The organism is Aeromonas sp. Marseille-Q7275, assembly GCF_965119515.1.
Window position 1 is genome coordinate 1 of the sequence record NZ_CBCPLW010000006.1, and the last position, 20,251, is coordinate 20,251.

Sequence of the window (20,251 nt, forward strand, 5' to 3'; positions counted from 1 at the left end):
TCACTTCTTCTCTACTCCGTATTTCTTTATCTTTTCTTTTTTTTTTCTACCCGCCCCCCCCCCCCCCACTCCCTCCCCGATCCCCTCGGTCGGGAGGTGAAGATGTGTAAAAGGGAGAGGGGGGGGGGGGGGGGGGGCGGGGGCGCAGATCCTGCCCTGCCAGTCGAGCCAGAGGGACTCATATTGCAGGACTATCACCAGATCGAAGCGGGGCGGCTGGCCCGGGGCCGGCTGGCTGAGCTCTGGGGTGCGCTCGTTGATCTGCAGGGGGTAGCGGAAGATGTTGCCGCTTTGCAGCATCTCGTCCACCAGGTTGAACAGGTAGAGGCCGGGACCGGCGCGGATGATGTCCCTGTGATAGTTGACCGCCCTGTCCACGTAGCGGATGTTGGCCCCCAGCAGCTTGTTGCCGGTCTGGGTGGCGAACACGCAGAGCGCGAAGAAGGCGGCGGTGGCGGCGGTGGTGCGCAGGATCCAGCGCGACAGCGCGAAGCGCCAGCACAGGAACAAGAGCCCCAGCAGGGCCAGCACCGGCAGCACGGGGTGCTGATCGAGCAGTATGTGCAGCAGGGCCATCAGGTTGCCGAGATCGTCCCCCCCCAGCGGCACCCCGTAGATGGCTATCTTCATGAAGTTGGCGAGCAGCCCTATGCCCGAAAGGGCCGTAAAGACCAGCCCCATATAGAGGTTGAAGCCCGCCAGGGCGCAGAGGCTCCAGCCCAGCACCATGCTGCCCCAGGCGAGGTAGTAGTGCTCGGGCCGAAAACCCGACCAGAGCAGAAACTCCCCCAGCTTGAACACCACGAAGCCGTGCAGCAGCACGAAGGTGAGGTTGCCGAGCAGCAGGCTGCCCAGCACCCGGGAGCGGTAGCTGCGGCGCAGTCGCGGCAGCAGGGCCCTGAGCACGGCGGCGCTCACCAGCAGCACCAGCAGCAGGCTGGTCATCAGATAGGTCAGGTTGAAGCCGCGCTCCGGCAGGGTCTGCAGGATCTGGCTGTACTCGGCGCTCTCGGGTCTGTCCGCCAGCAGCAGGCCGATCCGCAGCTGGTAGCGGCTGTCCAGGGCGTCGTCGGGGGCGCGCAGGGCGCTGTTGAGATCCAGGGTGCAGCGGTTCTGGCGACACTTCTGGCGCTTCTCCACCGCCTGGCTCAGCTGATCGATGCGAATGCCCTTGTCGTTGAGCAGCTCCACCCGCACCTTGTCCCCCGCCTGCAGCGGCTTGAGCAGTTGCCACTGGCTGCGCACCACCAGATAGAGGCCGCGACTGTCGCTCTTGTAGAGCAGGCTGTGGCGGGTGAGGGTGGCGATGGGCTGATCGGCGGGCCCCAGGATCAGCGGTTGTGCCTTCCCGAGCCAGCCGGCGGGATTGAGCAGCGGCAGGGCCAGGGTCAGCAACAGCAGGGCGATCAGCAGGCCGAACAACCACCCGGCCAGAGACCGGGAGAGGGAGGGGCTGTGACCACAGACGGGGGCATTCATAGGGGCTCATCCTTGGAGCGGGCAGGGCAGCAACGCTGCATCTATTTTGACCCGATGGTGAGGGGCTTGTTCCTTGATGTCAATTTAATGACGACGGGATGAATCCTGGGTGACAGCCTGGGCGTGCAAATTGTGATCCCGATCCGGGAGGGGCACTGATTCTGTGATGAAAGCGTCATCATGGGGCTTTGCCGCTGGTCTGGGAGGGGGGCGCTGTTTAGTCTCTCAGTAACGGTTGGAGGTACATGCATGAATCCCAAGGTTGCGGCACGTCAGGCAAGATTGCTCCAGATGCTGGAGAACGGGGACGAGATCCGGATCGGGCGTGAGCGGGACTGCCCCCTGCCCCTGGCCCAGTTGATCAGGCTGACCGAGGATCACCCGGACGTCGTCAAGGTCTATGGTCAGGGGCTCACCGCCGAGGTGTTCCACCTCAAGGTGGAGGGGCACCACTGGTGCCTGAAGCGCTGCCGGCCAGACTCCCTGGTGGCCAACGTCGACGGCAAGACCGCCTTTCTCACCGAGCTGGAGCGGCGCCGGGAGATAGAGAGCCTGCGGGAGCTGCACCCCACCATCCTCTCCAACGTGGTCTGCACCAGCTTCGGCTCCGCCCGCGCCGGGGTGCTGGTCTCCCCCTGGCTGAGGGGAGAGCCGGTGCGCAGGCTCAATGAGCGCAACCTGGCACAGATGCTGGCGGTGGAGGCGGAGCTGGCCCGCTGGGGCTGGTTTGACTGGGATCCGAGCCCGGGCAACCTGCTCGACGACGGCCAGCAGATCTCGGTGTTCGACTTTGGCTACATGTGGCCCTTCGATCCCCTCCACGAGTTCAACTCCAACGGCCTCACCGATCCGGAGTTTCATGTGCCTGAGCGGCTGGAGACCCGCACCCTGTCCGGGCTCTGGCTGGAGCAGAGCGATCCCCTGCCGCTGTTTCGCCACTGGCGCACGCTCTGCCTCGCCTGGGCGAAGGGGGAGTTGCAGTACCTGAGCCGGGAGGGGGCCAGCGCCCCCGTGCTGGCCCGGATGCAGGGGTTGGTGGGGGAGTGGAGCGCGGCGCTGGCAAGCGAGCAGGCGCTCGCCGCCAACTGGTGGCGCGACATGTATCGCAGCCATCGGCTCGACATCCAGGACGATCTCAGCGGCAAGAGCTGCGGCCCCATGACCCTGCGCCGCCTCGACTGGCTGGAGCTGGCGGTGCGGGATCACTTCCCGGCGCTGGCCGATAACCTGGGGTTTGACGAGGCCGGGCTCAGCCAGGCGGCGCTGCTGCAGCGGCTGGGGGGGCTGCGCGAGCAGATCCGGGCCAACCTATTGCCGACCCGGACCCGCCAGCCCGCGCGCTGACATGGGGACGACAGCATGACGAGAGGGGCGCATCGGCGCCCCTCTTCGTTGGTATAGGGTCGCCATGGGCTTACCCTGATGCCAACCCTTCTCCCTCGCGGGGAGAAGGGCTGGCAAGGTTTTGTCAGGCTCAGTCGAGCAACTCCTGATGGAGGCGGTTGACGATGTGGCCCGCCTCGCTCTCCTTGACCAGGAAGCAGAGGTTGTGGGCGCTGGCGCCGTAGCAGATCATCCGGATGTTGTGCTCGCGAATGGCGTCGAACACCCGGCTGCCCACCCCGGCGGCCTCGCTCATGCGGTTGCCGATGAGGGCCACCAGGGCGAAGTCGGTCTCCACCTCCACCTTGCACAGCTGGCCGAGCTCCGCCAGCACCTTGTCGCCCAGGATGGGCTCGCCGTTGCTCTGGCTGCCGGTGTGATCCAGGGTCAGGGAGACGCTCACCTCGGAGGTGGTGATGAGATCCACCGAGATGCGGTGACGGGCCAGGATGCCGAACACCTCGGCCAAAAAGCCGTAGGCGTGGAACATGTTGAGGCTGTGCAGGGTGACCAGCACCTGCTGGCGGCGCAGGGCCACGGCGCGAAACAGCGGGTTGCTGCCGGTGCTGGCGCGGATCCAGGTGCCACCGGCCGCGGGATCCCTGGCGGAGCCGACGAACACCGGAATGTCCTGGCGCAGGGCGGGTTGCAGGGTGGCCGGGTGCAGCACCTTGGCGCCGAAGGTGGCCATCTCGGCCGCCTCCACGAAGCTGATTTCCGGGATGGGGCGGGCCCGGGTGACCAGGCGCGGATCCGTGGTGTAGATGCCGGGCACGTCGGTCCAGATCTCGATACTGCCGGCGTCCAGCGCCTCGGCGAGCAGGGCCGCGCTGTAGTCGGAGCCGCCCCGGCCCAGGGTGGTGGTGCGGCCATCGGCGTCGGCGCCGATGAAGCCCTGGGTGATGATGAGGCTGTCACCGAGCAGCGGGCCTAGCGTGGCTTGGCAGAGGGTGCGGGTGGCGGCCAGATCCACGGTCGCCTTGCCAAAGCGGCTGTCGGTGCGCAGCAGCTGGCGCGCGTCCTGCCACTGGGCCTTGATGCCCCGCTGGTGCAGCAGCTCGGTGAAGAGGCGGGTGGACATCAGCTCGCCGCAGGCGATGAGGCGGTCGGCCAGTTCGGCATCGGTGTGCTGGCAGGCCTGGCGGGCCATGGTGCGAATGTCGCCAAGCTGGGCGTGGATGAGAGCGCTCACCTCGCTCGGGTTGCCGAGCGCCGTCAGTATGGCCTGCTGGATCCCGGTCAGCTTGTCGAGCTGGGCATCCTGCCCGGCTTCGTCCAGTTCACCCTGGGCCAGGCTCACCAGCAGGTTGGTGACCCCGGCGCTGGCGCTCAGTACCACCACCCGGGTCGCCGGATTGGCCAGCACCACGTCGGCGCAATGGTTCATGGCCGCGGCATCGGCGACACTGGTTCCGCCAAACTTGGCGACGTTGATCGGGTTCATTGCATACTCCTGTCTCAAGGTGAAAATCCGGTTTCATCGGGCAAAAGAGAGGAGGAGGCAGAAAATGGCAGGAATAGCGAAGGATCCCGGCCAGAAGCACTCCATCCGCGGTGCCCATCCCACAAGGATCCTGCTGGATGCCTGTGGGATGCACACGACCGATGACAACCCGGGGGATTCAGCCCCCGCAGCCGACGTTGAGGTATCCAGTTGCCTCACTCGTCTCGGCGCTGCTCCCCCTGACCCAAGTTCACCGGACTCTGGTGTCCTCCCTTGGGCTGCCTGGGCAGCGCTCCTCTTCTGGTGCCACCTCGGAAGGTGGCGTGCATGTAGAAATACCCTGCTCTGGATTGCACTGTCAATCGAGTTTGTAAAAAAGTACACAATTGGCAACAACCAGGCACAAGATCAATCAGTTACGAAATGGTCTTGGACAAAACCTTGGAGCGGCGCTGCCAGTTGTAGAGGCGCTGGCGCGCCACCGGCAGATCTTCCACCTCCAGGGGATCGAAGCCCCGCTCCCGGAACCAGTGGATGGAGCGGGTAGTGAGCACGAACAGGCGGCGGATGCCGAGCCGCTTGGCCCGCTCGGCCACCTTGGCTACCAGCTGATCCCCCCGGTTGGAGTTGCGGTACTCGGGATGGATGGCGACGCAGGCCATCTCGGCCATGGCCTCTTCCATGAAGCAGTAGAGCGCCGCGCAGCCGATGATGAGGCCGTCGCGCTCTATGATGGTGAACTTGTCTATCTCCATCTCCAGCTGCTCCCGGGAGCGGCGCACCAGTATGCCTTCCTCCTCCAGCGGCCGGATCAGATCCAGGATGCCGCCGATGTCCTCTATGGTGGCGGCCCGCGCCCGCTCGGCGCTTTCGCGCACTATCTGGGTGCCGAGCCCCTCGCGGCTGAACAGCTCCTGCAGCATGGCTCCGTCATCCTGATAGCTCACCAGGTGGGAGCGCGGCACGCCGCCCCGGCAGGAGGCGATGGCCGCGCGCAGGTAGCGGGCGGTGCCGGACATCTCCTCGCCCGCCTGCTCCAGCTCCACCAGCAGCTCCTCGGCCTGCTCGGGGAAGAGCTCGGAGATGGCCACGCCCTGCCTGTTCATCACCCCCTGGGTGCTGCTGAAGCAGATGAGCTTGTCCGCCTTGAGATCCACCGCCACCCGGCGCGCCACCTCTTCCGAGCTCAGGTTGAAGCTCTCGCCGGTGACCGAGCAGCCGATGGGGGAGATGAGCACCAGCCCATGCTGATCCAGCTGGCGGGTGATCCCCTCCACGTCGATGCGCCGCACCCGGCCGCTGTGGCAGTAGTCGATACCATCTTCCACCCCGAGCGGCTGGGCGGTGACGAAGTTGCCGCTCACCACGCTGATGCGCGCCCCCTGCATGGGGGTGTTGGCCAGCCCCATGGAGAGCTGGGCCGTGATGTCGTATTGCAGACCGCCGCACACCTGCTTGATGATGGCGAAGCTCTCGTCATCGGTGACCCGGATCCGTCTGTGGTACTGGGCCTGGATGCCAGCGCGGGCCAGCGCCTCGTCGTTTTGCGGACGCGAGCCGAACACCAGCACCAGGCGGATCCCCAGCGTCTGCAGCAGGGCGATGTCGCTCACGATGTTGGCAAAGTTGGGGTGGCAGATGGCTTCCCCGCCCATCATCAGCACGAAGGTGGCACCCCGGTGCACGTTGACATAGGGGGTGGATTGCCGAAAGGCATGGACCAGGCTGGGTTCGCGTTCACGCACGTGTTTCGTTCCATAAAAAAGCAGCAATTTGCTCAATATATGAAAATAAATTCACAAATCAAGACTAAATATTGGTTTTGGTGTTTTGTGCCGCCATTTTGACCAGCCGCAGGCGCCCTGCGCCCGGGCGAGCCGGAAGGCGGTCAGCCCGCTGAAGGGACCGCCCTGGTTGATCCGGGCTCATAACCTGTTATCTTCGGGGTTCCTTTTCGTCAGCCGCGTCGCGCGGGATTTTATTCAAGGACAGGGCATATGGAGCAGATTATTTCACCGGCAGAGGCCCTGCCGGGACGACGGGAAGCGCTGGCGATCGGCCAGCAGCATGCCGTCAACGGCCACCCGACCCAGGGCCCCTGGCCCGAGGGGATGGAGCTGGCCTGGTTTGGCATGGGTTGTTTCTGGGGTGTGGAGCGCCTGTTCTGGCAGCAGCCCGGCGTCTATTCCACCGCCGCCGGTTATCAGGGGGGCCTGACGCCCAACCCCACCTACAAGGAGGTGTGCAGCGGCCTGACCGGCCATGCGGAGACGGTGCAGGTGGTGTTTGACCCTAAGGTCATCAGCTATGGCGAGCTGCTCAAGCTGTTCTGGGAGCAACACGATCCGGCCCAGGGCATGCGCCAGGGCGGCGACATCGGCACCCAGTACCGCTCGGTGATCTTCTATGGGGATGAAGCCCAGGAGGCCATCGCCCAGCAGAGCCTGGCGGCCTACCAGCAGGCCATGATGGCGAGCGGCGATGCCCGCGCCATCACCACCCGGATCCTGCCGCTGGCGCCCTTCTACTACGCCGAGGATTACCATCAGCAATATCTGGAGAAGAACCCGGAAGGCTATTGCGGACTGGGGGGCATTGGCGTCTGCCTGCCCCCCAGCCTGAACCGCTGAGGCGCAGCCTGGATAAAACAGGGGCCATTAGGCCCCTGTTTCGATTTTTTGAAAGAAATATTAAAAAAAGCGCCCTGGCCGGGAACTTAGCCGAACCTCGGCAGACTAACTGGGTAGCTACCATGGACGGCAGCCAAGACCAGACACATTTCTTGCCTCGATATTCATTCAACTGACAAGCGCGATGAATCGGAAGTGATAGCAAGCAGGGCTGCCCTTTGAGGCGGCCCTTTTCATTGCAGATCTTTGGCGGGCCGTGCGGCCGCGGGGGAGGGGACTAGCCGATGGTGCTGTCGAACAGGTTCTTGATGAGATCGATGAACTCATCGAGGAAGGCGTGCTGGGCCGGGGTGGGCGCCCGCAGCCAGACGGCGGAGAGCACCTCCTCCAGATCGGCCACCACGGCGTCGGCCTCCTGCATGATCATGAAACGCACCTTGGGGTCGAGCTGGGGGTTCTGCTCGCAGATGGCCATGAGGTTGCCTGCCACCCGGTTGCTCACCAGATCCTCTATGGTCTGGGTGCCCGTGCCCTGCTGCTGGCTCTCGAACAGGCCCAGACTCTCTACCAGATACTCGATAAGCGCAATATAACCGTCGCTCTCTACCACCATGATGGCTGCCTTCATTCATCGCTTTGGGGAAATGGGGGGTATTTTAGTGGCTGGCCCCCGCTTGGCAAGCGGCAGTAGAGGCGATGGCGGACAAAACTGACCCCGCCGCGCTCCACGGTTTCCAATCCGGCCTGCTCGAAGCCGTGGCGCAGAAAGAGCGCGAGGCTGAAGGCACTGGCCTCTGTGGTCAGGCTGGGCAGGCCCAGCTGGCTGGCCGCCTGCAGTGCCTGCGCCAGCAGCAGGCCGCCGAGCCCCTGGCGCGGATGATCCGCGCTCACATAGAGCAGGCTGAGGTGGCCGTCATCGCTCAGGGTGACAAAGCCAAGGGGGATGCCCTCCTGCTCGATGATCCAGCCGTGGTGCTCGCGCAACTGGCTGGCGAGACCCGGATGACGGGCGCCCAGCGCCCATTGCTCCACCTGCGCCGGGCTGTAGTGCTCCGGGCCCATGCGGCGCACCGACTGCTCGAACAAGGCGAGCAGGGCCGGGATATGGCGCTCATCCAGAGGAACGACGCGATAGAGGTCAGGGTTTAGGGAGTGCGGAGCAGGGGAGTCAGACATGGGAAGGCTCATGGTTTGGAATGGGAGGTCGGCGCCTGCGGCCGCTTGGCCTTGGGCAGGCCCGCCACCACCCGCTGGTAGGAGTGTTCAATCCAGCCCTGCCAGAGCTCGGCGTCCAGATTCTCGCTCAGGGTCACCGTGTTCCAGTGCTGCTTGTTCATGTGCCAACCGGGTTTGACTTCGGGGTGGATCTCTCGCAACAAAAGCGCCAACTCCGGCTCGCATTTGAGGTTGATGGTCAGCGGCTCGGCCTGCCAGTCCACCAGGGCAAACATCTTGCCGGCGATGCGATAGACCAGGATCTCCGGGCCGAAGGGGGTATCCTCGGTGGCCCCCGGCTGGCTGAGCAGAAATTCGCGCAAAAGGGTGAGCGTCATACAGGCCTCCAGGCTGGTCCGATCATGAGAGCAAGCATATTCATCGAGGCGAGGCATCTGTTAATATGCCCGCCGAGTATATCCCCCAACCCCCCGGGAGCCCATAAGATGTTGTACCACAAGACCTTTGAGCTTGGCCCCGATCGGGATTGGGTGGTGTTCGTGCACGGCGCCGGCGGCAGCTCCTCCATCTGGTTCAAGCAACTGCGCGCCTACCGTGAGCACTTCAACGTGCTGCTGCTGGATCTTCGCGGCCACGGCCAATCCAACCAGTTGCAACAGGTGGTCAAGGGGCACTACAGCTTTCGGGCCGTGACCGAGGACATACTGCGGCTGCTCGATCACCTGCGCATTCCCCGCGCCCATTTTGTCGGCATCTCCCTTGGCACCATCCTCATTCGCCACCTGGCCGAGCTCTGCCCCGAGCGGGTCAAGAGCATGGTGCTCGGCGGCGCCATCCTGCGCCTCGACATCCGCTCCCGGGTGCTGGTGCAGCTCGGCCGGGTCGGCCAGCACATACTGCCCTACATGTGGCTCTACCGCTTGTTCGCCTTCATCATCATGCCGCGCCAGCACCATCAGGAGTCCCGCAACCTCTTCGTGCGCGAGGCCCGCAAACTCTGCCAGAAGGAGTTCAAACGCTGGTTCCGCCTCGCCACCGAGGTCAACCCCCTGATGCGCTACTTCAAGGAGCGCGCCCTGCCCATTCCCACCCTCTATGTGATGGGGGAGGAGGATCATATGTTCCTCGCCCCGGTGCGCGAGCAGGTGGCCCGGGACCCCTACAGCCGGCTCGAGATCATCGAAAACTGCGGCCACGTCTGCAACGTGGAGCAGCCGGATCACTTCAATCGGCAGTCGTTGGCGTTTTTGTCCACCCAGGCGGCGTAGCCCGCCCTCTGAGGCCCGCCTGGTGCCTCAGATGAAGTAGTGGGCGATATCCAGATAGCGCTGGCGGATGTGCTCGATCAGCAGCCGGATCTTGCGCGGTGGCTGGCGGGTGAAGGGGTAGACGGCGTAGATGCCAAGCTTCTTGCCCACCCGTTCCGGAAACAAATCCACCAGGTCCCCGCTCATCAAATCGTGATAGACCAGGCAGCGCGGCACATAGACGATGCCGCGCCCCCCCAGCGCCGCCTTGCGCAGGGCACCGGCGTTGTCGGTTGAAAAGCTCCCCGACACCGACACCAGATAGTTGCCGTCCTCCCCCTTGAAGGCCCACTCCGACGCCCCCGTGCTCTGATAGGCGTAGCGCAGGCAGTTGTGAGCCTGCAGGTCTGCGGGCTCGCGCGGCGCTCCGAAGCGGCGCACATAGGCGGGGGCGGCGCAGATCACCCACTGGGAGTCGAGGATGTGGCGGGCGATGAGGCTGGAGTCATCCAGATAACCGGTGCGAATGACCAGATCGAACCCCTCTTCCACCAGGTTGACGAAGCGGTTGTCCAGCGACATCTCCACTGTGAGCCCCGGGTGCTGCTGGCAAAAATCGGCCACCGCATCGGCCAGCAGCAGCTCCCCCGAGATGGTGGGCACCGACATGCGCACATGGCCGCTCACCTTTTCACCGAATCCCGCCACTGCGTCGAAGGCGTCCAGTGCGGCGGCCTTCACATTTTTGGCACCCTGATAGAGCTCCTTGCCCGCCTCGCTCAGGGTGAGCCGACGGGTGGTGCGATAGAGCAGCTGCACCCCGAGCTCCTCTTCAAGACGCCCGATCCGTTTGCTAACCACTGAATTTGTAATGGAATTTTGCTCAGCCACCTTGCTGAAGGAGCCTGCCTCCACCACCTGGGCGAAGAGGATGAGGTCGTCGGTACTGGCCATATTGATCAACTTTTGGAACGAATGTTGTTCATTATTTCCATATATCGCGAAAAAGGAACAGGGTAAGGTCACGTCCGATTAACAAAACAACAACAAGGCACCCCCAGGGTGCCCCTCTGGACAAGGACGCAATGATGACAGACACCCTGCTGGCCCTGGTGGCCTTCTCGCCGATCCTGGTGGCCGCCGTGCTGCTGGTCGGCCTCAACTGGCCCGCCAAGCGCGCCATGCCCATCGCCTTTCTGTTGACCGTGTTCATCGCCCTCTGGGGCTGGCAGATGAGCCCGACCCGGGTCTTCGCCTCCACCCTGCAAGGGCTGGTGATCACGGTGACCGTGCTCTGGATAGTGTTCGGCGCCATCCTGATGCTCAACACCCTGAAACACACCGGTGCCATCACCGCCATTCGCGGCGGTTTCACCAACATCTCGCCGGACCGGCGCATCCAGGCCATCATCATCGCCTGGTGCTTCGGCGCCTTTATCGAAGGGGCCTCGGGCTTTGGCACCCCCGCCGCCATCGCCGCTCCCCTGCTGGTGGCCATCGGCTTTCCGGCGCTCGCCGCCGTGCTGCTCGGCATGATGATCCAGTCGACCCCGGTGTCGTTCGGTGCGGTGGGCACCCCCATCCTGGTGGGCATCAACAAGGGGCTGGATAACCAGACCATCGGCCACACCCTGAGCGCCGGTGGCAGCAGCTGGGACATCTACCTGCAGCAGGTGACCACCAACGTGGCCCTCATTCACGCCACCGTCGGCACCTTGATGCCGGTGCTGATGGTGATGATGCTGACCCGCTTCTTTGGCCGTAATCGCAGCTGGACCGAGGGGCTCTCCATCCTGCCCTTCGCGATTTTCGCCGGGCTCGCCTTCACCGTCCCCTATGCCCTGACCGGCATGTTGCTCGGTCCCGAGTTCCCGTCCCTCATCGGCGGGCTGGCGGGGCTGGCCCTGGTGGTGACGGCGGCGCGCCACGGCTTCCTGGTGCCAAAAAACACCTGGGATTTCGCCCCCGAACAGGAGTGGCCCGCAGAGTGGCTGGGTTCCTTGAAGCTCGATCTCAAAGAGGCCGCCGGCCGTCCCATGTCCCTGCTGCTGGCCTGGCTCCCCTATGTGGCGCTGGCCCTCTTGCTGGTGGCCAGCCGGGTGAGCCCGGAATTCAAGGCAAGCCTCTTGTCGGTGAGCCTCGCCTTCACCGACCTCCTGGGAGAGAAGGGGGTCAGCGCCTCCATTGAGCCGCTCTACCTGCCGGGGGGCCTGCTGGTGCTCTGCGCCCTGATCGCCACCTGGCTGCAATCGCGCTCCCTCGCCCCCTTCGGGCGGGCACTGGGAGAGTCCAGCCGCACCCTGATCGGCGCCGGCTTCGTGCTCATCTTCACCGTGCCCATGGTGCGCATCTTCATCAACTCCGGCGTCAACGGGGCGGATCTCTCCAGTATGCCGGTGACCACGGCCAATTTTGCCGCGGGGCTCGTCGGGGAGTTCTTCCCGGCGCTCAGCGCCACCATAGGCGCGCTGGGGGCCTTTATCGCCGGCTCCAACACGGTGTCGAACATGATGTTCAGCCAGTTCCAGTTTGAAGTGGCCCAGACCCTGGGGGTCTCCACCGCCGCCATGCTGGCCCTGCAGGCCGTGGGCGCTGCGGCCGGCAACATGATTGCCATCCACAACGTGGTGGCGGCGTCAGCCACCGTGGGGCTGCTCGGCCGTGAGGGGGCGACACTGCGCAAGACGGCGCTGCCCACCCTCTACTACCTGCTGGCCACCGGTCTTATCGGGTTGGCGCTCATGTACAGCTTCCACGTCTCGGACGCACTGCTGCAGTTGAAGTAAGGAGAGCAAGTGATGAAGGTAATGCGGGTCTATCCGGCCAAGCCGGCCGATGTCTATCTCTACGCCACCTGTCTGGTGGACCTGTTTGACCCGGTGGCGGGGCTCGACTCCATCGCCCTGATCGAGCGGGAAGGGATAAGGGTGCACTTTGTCGAGAAACAGACCTGCTGCGGGCAGCCGGCCTACACCTCGGGTCACGAGGAGGAGGCGCGCAAGGTGGCCCTCAGCCAGATGGCGCTCTTCCCCGAGCCCTGGCCCGTGGTGGTGCTGTCGGGCTCCTGCGGCGGCATGATGCACCACCACTATGCTCGCCTCTTTCCAGAGAGCAGCGAGGTGGCCGATTTTTGCGACCGGGTGTTCGAGCTCACCGAGTTTCTGGCCCGGGTCTGCCGGGTGCGCTGGCGCGCCGTGAGGGAGGCGAGCATCGTCATGCACACCTCCTGCTCGGCCCGGCGCGAGATGCAGGTACACACCACGGCCCGCAGCCTGCTGGGGCAGCTGGGCGGGGTCACCCTGCACGAGCAGGCCTACGAGAGCGAGTGCTGCGGCTTTGGTGGCACCTTCTCGGTGCGCCACCCCCACATCAGCCAGGCCATGGTGGAGGACAAGACCCGCCACCTGCTGGCGACCGGCGCCCATACCCTGGTGAGCGCGGACTGGGGGTGCCTCTTGAACATCAAGGGATCCCTGGCTTATCAGGGCAAGGCGCTTCCCGCCATGCACCTGGCCAGCTTCCTGCTCGCCCACAGCAAGCCTTTGTCTGAAAAAGAGGAGGCCCATCATGAGTGAGCACACCAAGTATTCGCCGCGCCGTTTCCATCCCCAGGCCGAGGCGGCCCTGGCCGACCCCGTGCTGCGCCAGAATTTTCGCGGCGCCATGGATTACCTGCGCGGCAAGCGGCGGGATGCCTTCGCCGACCCGGCCGAAGAAGAATCGGTGCGCAATGCGGCCGAACAGATCCGCCAGCGCTGCCTGTCGCGCCTGCCTGAGCTTTTGGAGCAGCTCGAAGCCAACTGCGAGCGCAACGGCATCAGGGTGCACTGGGCCCAGACGCCAGCCGAGGCCAACGCCATCATCCTCGGCATCGCCCAAAAACACGGGGTGAGCTCCATCGTCAAGGGCAAGTCCATGGTGAGCGAGGAGGTGGGCTTCAATCACGAGATGGCGCGCCACGGCATCCGCTGTCTTGAGAGCGACATGGGGGAGTTTATCGTCCAGCTCGACGGCGACACCCCGTCCCACATCATCATGCCCGCCATCCACAAGAACAAGCAGGAGGTGAGCGACACCTTCGCTCATAACCTCGAAGGCTTCACCCCTACCACCGACGTGGACGCCCTGATCCAGACCGGACGGCTGGCCCTGCGTGAAGAGTTTCGCCGCGCCGGCATGGGGCTGTCGGGGGTCAACTTCGCGGTAGCGGAGACCGGCAGCCTCTGTCTGGTGGAAAACGAGGGCAACGGGCGCATGTGCACCACGGTGCCGAAAGTCCACGTGGCCATCACCGGCATCGAGAAGGTGGTGGAGTTCTTATCCGACGTGCCGCCCCTCTACAGCGCCCTGACCCGCTCGGCCACCGGCCAGGCCATCACCACCTATTTCAACGTCATCAGCGGCCCGCGCCGGGCAGGGGAGCTGGATGGCCCGGACGAGGTGCACCTGGTGCTGCTCGACAACGGCCGCAGTCAGGCCTATCGGGACGAGGAGCTGCGCAAGACTCTGCAGTGCATCCGCTGCGGCGCCTGCATGAACCACTGCCCGGTCTACACCCGCATCGGCGGCCACGCCTACGGCACCATCTACCCGGGCCCCATCGGCAAGATCATCTCCCCCCACCTGCTGGGGCTGAAGAGCACCCAGGATCTGGTGACCGCATCCAGTCTGTGTGGCGCCTGCGGCGAGGTGTGCCCGGTGCGCATCCCCATTCCCGACATGCTGCAGCGCCTGCGCCGGGAGGCCAAGCACGACGCACTGCCTGGCCACGAACCGCTGGCGGGGCAGGGGGCGGCCAAGAGTCGGCTCGAGACGCTTGCCATGCAGGGCTTTGCCTTTGCCGCCACCCACCCGCGTCTCTATCACGCCGCAACCGGTGTGGCCGGTCGCCTGCGGGGCTTGATGCCCAAACACTTGGGCCCCTGGACCCAGTGCCGCGAGGCCCCCAAACCCGCCCCCCAGAGCCTGCACGCCCTGCTGCGCCAGAAGAAGAAGGAGTCCTGAGATGTCGAGCAAAGAGGCCATATTAAGCCGCCTGCGCGGCGCCGCCACCCCCATTGCCCACGCACCGCACGCCTGGCAGCCCTGGCGCGGGGTAGATGACAACGCACGGCGCGAGCGCTTCCTTGGCATGATCAGCGTCAGCCACGCCGAGATCCTCACCGTCAAGGAGGCAACCCTTGCCCGGGATCTGGCCGCCTGGCTGGATGGGGAAGCAATAACGCATCTGGCCTGTGGCCAGGGCGGCCGCTGGCAGGCGGCGGTTGCGGCCGCCTGCGCCGGGCACTCTGTGTTGACCCCGGCGGGGGAGTTCGCGAGCTGGAAGGACGAGCTGTTCGACGTCTGTCAGGCGGGGATAACCCACTGCGCGGGTGCCATCGCCGATACCGGCACCCTGGTGTTGCTGCCGGATGGCGGCGAGCCGCGCACTCTCTCCCTGGTGCCCCCCTGCCATATTGCGCTGCTGGCGGCCTCCACCATTGCCGACAACCTGGCGGGGCTGGTGCTGGCCGGGCGCTGGCAACAGGCCATGCCCACCAATCTGCTGCTGGTTTCCGGCCCCTCCAAGACCGCCGACATCCAGCAGACCCTGGCCTACGGTGCCCACGGCCCGAGCCGCCTGCTGGTAGTGCTGGTGGAGGATTGCTGATGGGCTGGAACCAGTTTGACACCGCCGTGCTTTCGCGCATCCCGCCGGAGCGGCTGGTGAGCGACCCTGATCTTCGGCTGGCCCACGGCACGGACGCCAGCTTCTACCGGCTGGTGCCCGAGCGCATCGTGCGCCTCGACTCCCTCGATGAAGTGCGCTTCGTGCTTGGGGTGTGCCGCGAATTGGGCCTGCCGTGCACCTTTCGCGCCGCCGGCACCAGTCTCTCGGGCCAGGCCCTGAGCGATTCGGTGCTCATCACCCTGACCGATAGCTGGCGCGGCCACCGCATTCTGGACGAGGGCGCACACATCGCCCTGCAACCCGGGGTGATCGGCGCCGATGCCAACCGCTATCTGGCCCCTCTGGGGCGCAAGATTGGGCCGGATCCCGCCTCCATCAACGCCTGCAAGCTCGGCGGCATCGCCGCCAACAACGCGAGCGGCATGTGCTGCGGCACCGCCCACAACAGCTATCACACCCTGCACGCCATGACCTTGCTGCTGGCCGATGGCACAGTGCTGGACAGTGGCGATCCCCAGAGCCGCACCGCCTTTGCGGCCAGGCGCCCGGAGCTGCTCACGGGGCTCGCCGCCCTGCGCGCAGAGGTGCTGGCAAACACCGAGCTTGCCGCCAAGATCCGCCACAAGTACCGGCTCAAGAACACCACGGGCTACGCCATCAATGCCCTGCTCGACCATGAAGACCCCATCGATATTCTCACCCACCTGATGATCGGCTCGGAGGGCACCCTCGGCTTTATCGCCGAGGTAGTGCTCGACACCGTGCCCGAATACCCCCACAAGGCCTCGGCCCTGCTGGTGTTTCGGGATGCCGAGCAGGCCTGTCTGGCCACCTCGCGCCTTAAAAGTGCGCCGGTGGCGGCGGTGGAGCTGATGGATGGGCGTTCCCTTCGCTCGGTCGCGGGCAAGCCCGGTCTGCCGGATTTTATCAAGACGCTGGACCTGGCCGCCTGCGCCTTGCTGATCGAGGTGCATGGGGAGTCGAAGCAGGAGCTGGTGGATCGCTGCGAGCAGGTGACGGTCATGGCGGCCGAGTTCGCTCAGGTCGCCTCTGTACCCTTTACCAAGGAGAGCGCCGGCCTCTGGGCCATTCGCAAGGGGCTCTTCCCGGCGGTGGGGGCGGTGCGCACCACGGGCACCACAGTCATCATCGAGGATGTCGCCTTTCCCATCGAGCGTCTGGCCGAAGGGGTGGCGGGGCTGCAGCAACTGTTCGACGAGTTTGAGTATCACGAGGCCATCATTTTCGGCCACGCGCTGGAGGGGAACCTGCACTTCGTCTTTACCCAGGGGTTCGATGATCCGGCGCAGGTGGCCCGCTACGGCGCCTTTATGGATGCGGTGGCCGAACTCGTCGCGGTGCGCTTTGGCGGGTCCCTCAAGGCCGAGCACGGCACCGGCCGCAACATGGCCCCCTATGTGGAGCTCGAATGGGGGTCGGAGGGGATGGCGCTGATGCGGCGCATCAAGGCGCTGCTCGACCCAGCTGGCCTGCTCAATCCCGGCGTCATCATCAACGACGACCCCAAGGCCCACCTTGCCCACCTCAAGCCCATGCCGGCGAGCGATGCCATCGTCGATCCTTGCATCGAGTGCGGCTTTTGCGAGGCGGTCTGCCCCTCGCGCACCCTGTCGCTCTCGCCGCGTCAGCGTATCGTGCTCTATCGGGAGTTGTCACGCCGTGGTCGCAGCGGTGAAGCGGCAGGGGATCTTGCCCGGCTGTTTGACTATCAGGGCATCGACACCTGTGCCGCGACCGGGCTCTGCGCCGACCGCTGCCCGGTTGGCATCAACACCGGCAGCCTTATCAAGAAGCTGCGCAGCGAAAAGTACCAGCGCTTCGTGCCCATCGCCCGCTGGAGCGCGGATCACTTCGCCGGGGTTACCCGCACGGCGCGCGGGGCCCTGGGGCTCAAAGGGGTTGCCGGCAAGCTGTTGGGAGACAAGGCGTTGGCAGGATTGGTGGGTGGCGTGCGCAAGCTCAGCGGCCAGCGCACACCCGCCTGGTTGCCCACATTGCCGGGGCCAAGCCGTTACCAGTGGTGGCAAGGGGAGGGGAGCAATGGCGGTTCCAGCGAGCGCGCTGTGGTTTATCTACCTTCCTGCGCCAGCCGGGTATTCGGCCAGCAGGAGGATGCCCCGTCACTGCCAGACGTGGTGCAATCCCTGCTCAATAAAGCGGGTTGCCGGGTGATAGTGCCGCAAGGCATCGAGGGGCTCTGCTGCGGCATGCCCTATGACAGCAAGGGGATGAGTGAGGTGGCGGAAGCCAAGCGTACTGATCTGGCCGAGGCCCTGTGGCAGGCAAGCGAGCAGGGGCGCTGGCCCGTGCTGCTCGACACCAGCCCCTGCGTGCAGCGGCTGCTCTCGGGGACGCTCGGCAAGGGCCTTCGGGTGTTCGAACCCTCCGCCTTTGTGCTGGAACACCTGCTGCCCCACCTTGAGCTGACCCCCATTGATGAGACCGTCATGCTCCATATCACCTGCAGCAGCCGGCGCATGGGTCTGGGGGAGAAGATGCTGGCGCTGGCCCGCGCCTGCGCCCGCGAGGTGATCGTGCCTGAGCATATCCAGTGCTGCGGCTTTGCCGGCGACAAGGGGCTGATGACCCCGGAGCTCAACGCCGCCGCGCTTGCCAGCCTGCCTGCCCAGGTCCCCAGCGATTGCCGTCAGGGATTCAGCAATAGCCGCACCTGTGAAATGGGGCTCAGCCAGCACGCCGGCATCCCCTATCACAGCATCCTCTATCTGGTGGATCAGGCGGCGAGATAAATAAAACCCCGACGGAATAAATTCTGTCGGGGGTTTCTTTGTTGGAAAATAGGTGCAAGAGTCGGGTGTTTATTTTTAACGCCTATGGCCGTTAGCTGCTTCACGCCAAGTTCTCATTAAGTAATGTTCAACTCAGCCAAGATGCAATAGACACTAACCCTACTGGAATGATGATCATCATTGCTAGAACACCAAGGCAACCACGACCTCTGCTTGATGAGTAGGAATTATTATTTGTAGCATTTTGATTGCTTAACCATTCAGCATGGCAATTTGAGCAATAGAGTTTTAGCGTGCCCGTATTCCAAGCGCGAATGGTGCGATTGTCAAACGGAACATTGCAGCGACAGCGAGAACAGGTAAATAATTTGTTTGAAGGTTTTTTGGGGCGACTAAAGAGAGCAAGTAATATTATTGCAAGCAATGCAATTGGAAGTGATATCGTAAGATCTTTTTCTTTAAAATAGTTAAAGCCAGCTAAAGTTATCAAAACTATAGCCATGATTAAAAAAATATAATCCAGAGGTGTTTTTCTGACTGGTTCAAGGGCGATTTTTTTATCACTTGACCCTCCCTTAGAATGAGAGCTTTGTTTGGAAGGCTGTTTGATAGGGCGAAGAGTCCAACCTTCATAGTAAACTTCTGTAGCTCTCACTCGTCGCTGACTATCGATTGCAGTCTCAAACAATACCTCGTCATTAATCTGTGGCCTTCTTTCTTTGGGGTTTACAGCAGAGATATGGACGAAGATATTGTCTGACCCATCTTCTGGTGTGATAAACCCAAAGCCCTTGTCATCATTCCATTGAGTAATTTTACCTTTCATTTTCTTCCTATGGGTATCGAATGTTGAATTGACTGTGTTAATGGTCGAAGGATTTACAAAGAAAGTAATTTCTTGAATCGTGTATCTCTAGATGCTTTCTATATAGTGGAAGCTCTCACTGAGATTATTATATCGTATACCACACTCAATATTGATGCTGTGGATATATGAAACCCTACCTAACTATGAAACAATGGTGTTCACTGGTATCCAGTCTTATTCCATTACTCACTAAATCACACGGCTACCGCACGGAATATAGCCTCCGTTGTGCTGAGGTTAACCGAATTGAAGAGGTACGAACCATAGTCGCTCCCTTGCTGCCTTTGGGGCTATGAGGGTCGCATGAGTAGGGTACCAAGTGTAGCAGCACTTGTTGAGCGAAACGTTTTACTTTAGGTGTGGTTTGGAGAGTATTTTTGATGGGGATCAGAAATTGGAGAGGGCAGGCAATTTGGTGCTGGCTGTTATGGATAGGCTGCCTCAGAACCAAACCGTAGAGATGGTAATGGGGCGTAGACTTCGCCTCGCAATACAAAAAAATAGACGCAGCGAAGAAACGGGGCGGGCCCGGGCTCAATATCCCGTCATCTCCAGATAGCCGAGTCCTTGCGCATCGCCCTCCACAGTCACAGCCCCCTCCCAGTAGTCAAAGCGGCCCGTCATGGCCTGATTGGGTTGACGCGCCTTAATAACGAGATTCAAATCAGCGGCCTTAAGCTGCCACTCGACGGGGTAGTCTTGCCCCTTGGGGCCGCGCCAGGTCTTGCCCGGGGTGAGGCTGATGCTGTCGGGGGCGAGCACCCGGCTGCTGCCGTCCCGCTCAATCAGTATGCCGTAGCGGTTCTCCGGCTCAGTGTGGCCCGCTTTGGTGCGCAGGCGAAACAGCATCAGCTCGCGGCCATCTTCAAACTGAAGGGAGAACCAGTCCCAGCCCGATTGCCACTGGGCCAATACCGAGCTGCTCCACTCGTGATCAAACCACCCCTGGCCCGTGACATTGCGGGTCTCCCCCTCCAGGGTCAAGGTGCCGCTAAGCGTCAGGCGCGGGTAGGAGTAGTAGAAGGAGGCGTTGCCCGGGCTCTTCTCGCTGTAACCCGCTTTGCCTTGCAGCACAACCGGCTTGGCGGCGCTCACCCTGAGGTTCAGCTCACCCATCTTGCTCTGCACCTTCAAGGTGGCGGGAAAGAGCGATTCCCCTTCAGAGGCGAGTACCCACTCTTTCAGCCAATACTGGCCGCCGCTGGCGCCAGCGAGCCCAGGCCCCTGGCGGCTGGTGCGCTCATCCTGCAGATGGCTACCGCTCGCCAGATCCGTGATGGCGAACTGGGCCAGCCAGAGCTGGGGGCTGAGCCAGGGGTTGTTTGACTTTATCTGTTGCTCGATACCCTGACGAAACAGGGTCCACTGCAGGCCGTAGTCGCGCCCCTGCTCATCTTGCAGGTTGCCGGTGAGATACCACCACTCGGATCTGTAGTCGGGGTGGGCGCCGTGATCGGCGGGCAGCCGGATGGGCTGGCCCGGCAGGGCCTTCCTGAACTGATCGCTGCCGCCGCCGAGCAGGGCGCCGAGATCGCAGGCACCGACCGCAGCGCCATGGAGGATGCAGGCGATCATCAGCGAC

Annotated in this window: 16 protein-coding genes, 1 pseudogene and 1 riboswitch; of the genes and pseudogenes, 8 read left to right on the plus strand and 9 right to left on the minus strand. The window is 63.5% G+C overall.

The window, feature by feature from the left end; genetic code table 11:
* Positions 1-81 precede the first annotated feature (81 nt).
* A pseudogene (locus tag ACWPWQ_RS07350) lies at positions 82-1,479 on the minus strand (LTA synthase family protein); the annotation flags it as partial.
* 249 nt (positions 1,480-1,728) lie between these two features.
* Here ACWPWQ_RS07350 and ACWPWQ_RS07355 point away from each other — a divergent pair.
* On the plus strand, positions 1,729-2,823 hold the full coding sequence (locus ACWPWQ_RS07355; protein ID WP_454009433.1) for a hypothetical protein: 1,095 nt from the start codon (positions 1,729-1,731) through the stop codon (positions 2,821-2,823).
* Between the two features lie 130 nt (positions 2,824-2,953).
* Here the strand turns inward: ACWPWQ_RS07355 and lysC are convergent, their stop codons facing one another.
* Positions 2,954-4,306 carry a lysine-sensitive aspartokinase 3 gene (gene lysC, locus ACWPWQ_RS07360; RefSeq protein ID WP_427230824.1) on the minus strand — a complete coding sequence of 451 codons (1,353 nt, stop codon included), beginning with the start codon at positions 4,304-4,306 and terminating at the stop codon, positions 2,954-2,956.
* A gap of 86 nt (positions 4,307-4,392) precedes the next feature.
* Positions 4,393-4,614: riboswitch (Lysine riboswitch) on the minus strand.
* 108 nt (positions 4,615-4,722) lie between these two features.
* Positions 4,723-6,051 carry an amino-acid N-acetyltransferase gene (gene argA / locus ACWPWQ_RS07365; protein WP_139436071.1) on the minus strand — a complete coding sequence of 443 codons (1,329 nt, stop codon included), beginning with the start codon at positions 6,049-6,051 and terminating at the stop codon, positions 4,723-4,725.
* 252 nt (positions 6,052-6,303) lie between these two features.
* Between argA and msrA the strand changes: the two genes are divergently transcribed.
* On the plus strand, positions 6,304-6,936 hold the full coding sequence (gene msrA, locus ACWPWQ_RS07370) for a peptide-methionine (S)-S-oxide reductase MsrA (protein WP_202045172.1): 633 nt from the start codon (positions 6,304-6,306) through the stop codon (positions 6,934-6,936).
* A gap of 277 nt (positions 6,937-7,213) precedes the next feature.
* Here msrA and ACWPWQ_RS07375 read toward each other — a convergent pair whose 3' ends face one another.
* From ACWPWQ_RS07375 to ACWPWQ_RS07385, 3 genes are read right to left on the minus strand one after another with little or no spacing between them, the layout of a single operon-like run.
* A complete protein-coding gene (locus ACWPWQ_RS07375; RefSeq protein WP_139436190.1) occupies positions 7,214-7,549 on the minus strand; it encodes a DUF3802 family protein in 336 nt (111 codons plus the stop codon).
* Between the two features lie 11 nt (positions 7,550-7,560).
* Complete coding sequence (locus ACWPWQ_RS07380; RefSeq protein ID WP_454009434.1) at positions 7,561-8,112, minus strand: GNAT family N-acetyltransferase; 552 nt, start codon at positions 8,110-8,112, stop codon at positions 7,561-7,563.
* 8 nt (positions 8,113-8,120) lie between these two features.
* Entirely contained in the window at positions 8,121-8,489 is a 369-nt protein-coding gene (locus ACWPWQ_RS07385; RefSeq protein WP_202045174.1) for an MmcQ/YjbR family DNA-binding protein, read from the minus strand.
* Positions 8,490-8,597: 108 nt separating this feature from the next.
* On the opposite strand from ACWPWQ_RS07385, the gene ACWPWQ_RS07390 reads away from it, so the two are divergent.
* Positions 8,598-9,380 (plus strand): alpha/beta fold hydrolase, encoded by a 783-nt coding sequence (locus ACWPWQ_RS07390; protein WP_202045175.1) that lies wholly within the window; start codon positions 8,598-8,600, stop codon positions 9,378-9,380.
* 27 nt (positions 9,381-9,407) lie between these two features.
* On the opposite strand, the gene ACWPWQ_RS07395 is transcribed toward ACWPWQ_RS07390, so the two are convergent.
* Positions 9,408-10,385, minus strand: a complete 978-nt coding sequence (locus tag ACWPWQ_RS07395) for a LysR family transcriptional regulator (protein WP_202045176.1) — start codon at positions 10,383-10,385, stop codon at positions 9,408-9,410.
* A gap of 62 nt (positions 10,386-10,447) precedes the next feature.
* On the opposite strand from ACWPWQ_RS07395, the gene ACWPWQ_RS07400 reads away from it, so the two are divergent.
* From ACWPWQ_RS07400 to ACWPWQ_RS07420, 5 genes are read left to right on the plus strand one after another with little or no spacing between them, the layout of a single operon-like run.
* Complete coding sequence (locus tag ACWPWQ_RS07400) at positions 10,448-12,145, plus strand: L-lactate permease (protein WP_454009435.1); 1,698 nt, start codon at positions 10,448-10,450, stop codon at positions 12,143-12,145.
* A gap of 12 nt (positions 12,146-12,157) precedes the next feature.
* Positions 12,158-12,934, plus strand: coding sequence for a (Fe-S)-binding protein (locus tag ACWPWQ_RS07405; RefSeq protein ID WP_454009524.1), 777 nt, complete (start codon positions 12,158-12,160; stop codon positions 12,932-12,934).
* A complete protein-coding gene (locus ACWPWQ_RS07410; protein ID WP_454009436.1) occupies positions 12,927-14,363 on the plus strand; it encodes a LutB/LldF family L-lactate oxidation iron-sulfur protein in 1,437 nt (478 codons plus the stop codon). Before ACWPWQ_RS07405 ends, ACWPWQ_RS07410 begins: the two co-directional genes overlap by 8 nt.
* A 1-nt stretch (position 14,364) precedes the next feature.
* Positions 14,365-15,009 (plus strand): LutC/YkgG family protein, encoded by a 645-nt coding sequence (locus tag ACWPWQ_RS07415; RefSeq protein ID WP_454009437.1) that lies wholly within the window; start codon positions 14,365-14,367, stop codon positions 15,007-15,009.
* Positions 15,009-17,801 (plus strand): FAD-binding and (Fe-S)-binding domain-containing protein, encoded by a 2,793-nt coding sequence (locus ACWPWQ_RS07420; protein WP_454009438.1) that lies wholly within the window; start codon positions 15,009-15,011, stop codon positions 17,799-17,801. Before ACWPWQ_RS07415 ends, ACWPWQ_RS07420 begins: the two co-directional genes overlap by 1 nt.
* Before the next feature lie 127 nt (positions 17,802-17,928).
* On the opposite strand, the gene ACWPWQ_RS07425 is transcribed toward ACWPWQ_RS07420, so the two are convergent.
* Together ACWPWQ_RS07425 and ACWPWQ_RS07430 are read right to left on the minus strand one after the other, a co-directional pair.
* The gene (locus tag ACWPWQ_RS07425) at positions 17,929-18,627 is read right to left on the minus strand and encodes a cold shock domain-containing protein (RefSeq protein WP_202045181.1); all 699 of its coding nucleotides are present in this window, start codon (positions 18,625-18,627) and stop codon (positions 17,929-17,931) included.
* A 576-nt stretch (positions 18,628-19,203) separates the two neighbouring features.
* On the minus strand, positions 19,204-20,244 hold the full coding sequence (locus ACWPWQ_RS07430; RefSeq protein WP_454009525.1) for a lipocalin-like domain-containing protein: 1,041 nt from the start codon (positions 20,242-20,244) through the stop codon (positions 19,204-19,206).
* Between the last annotated feature and the right edge of the window lie 7 nt (positions 20,245-20,251).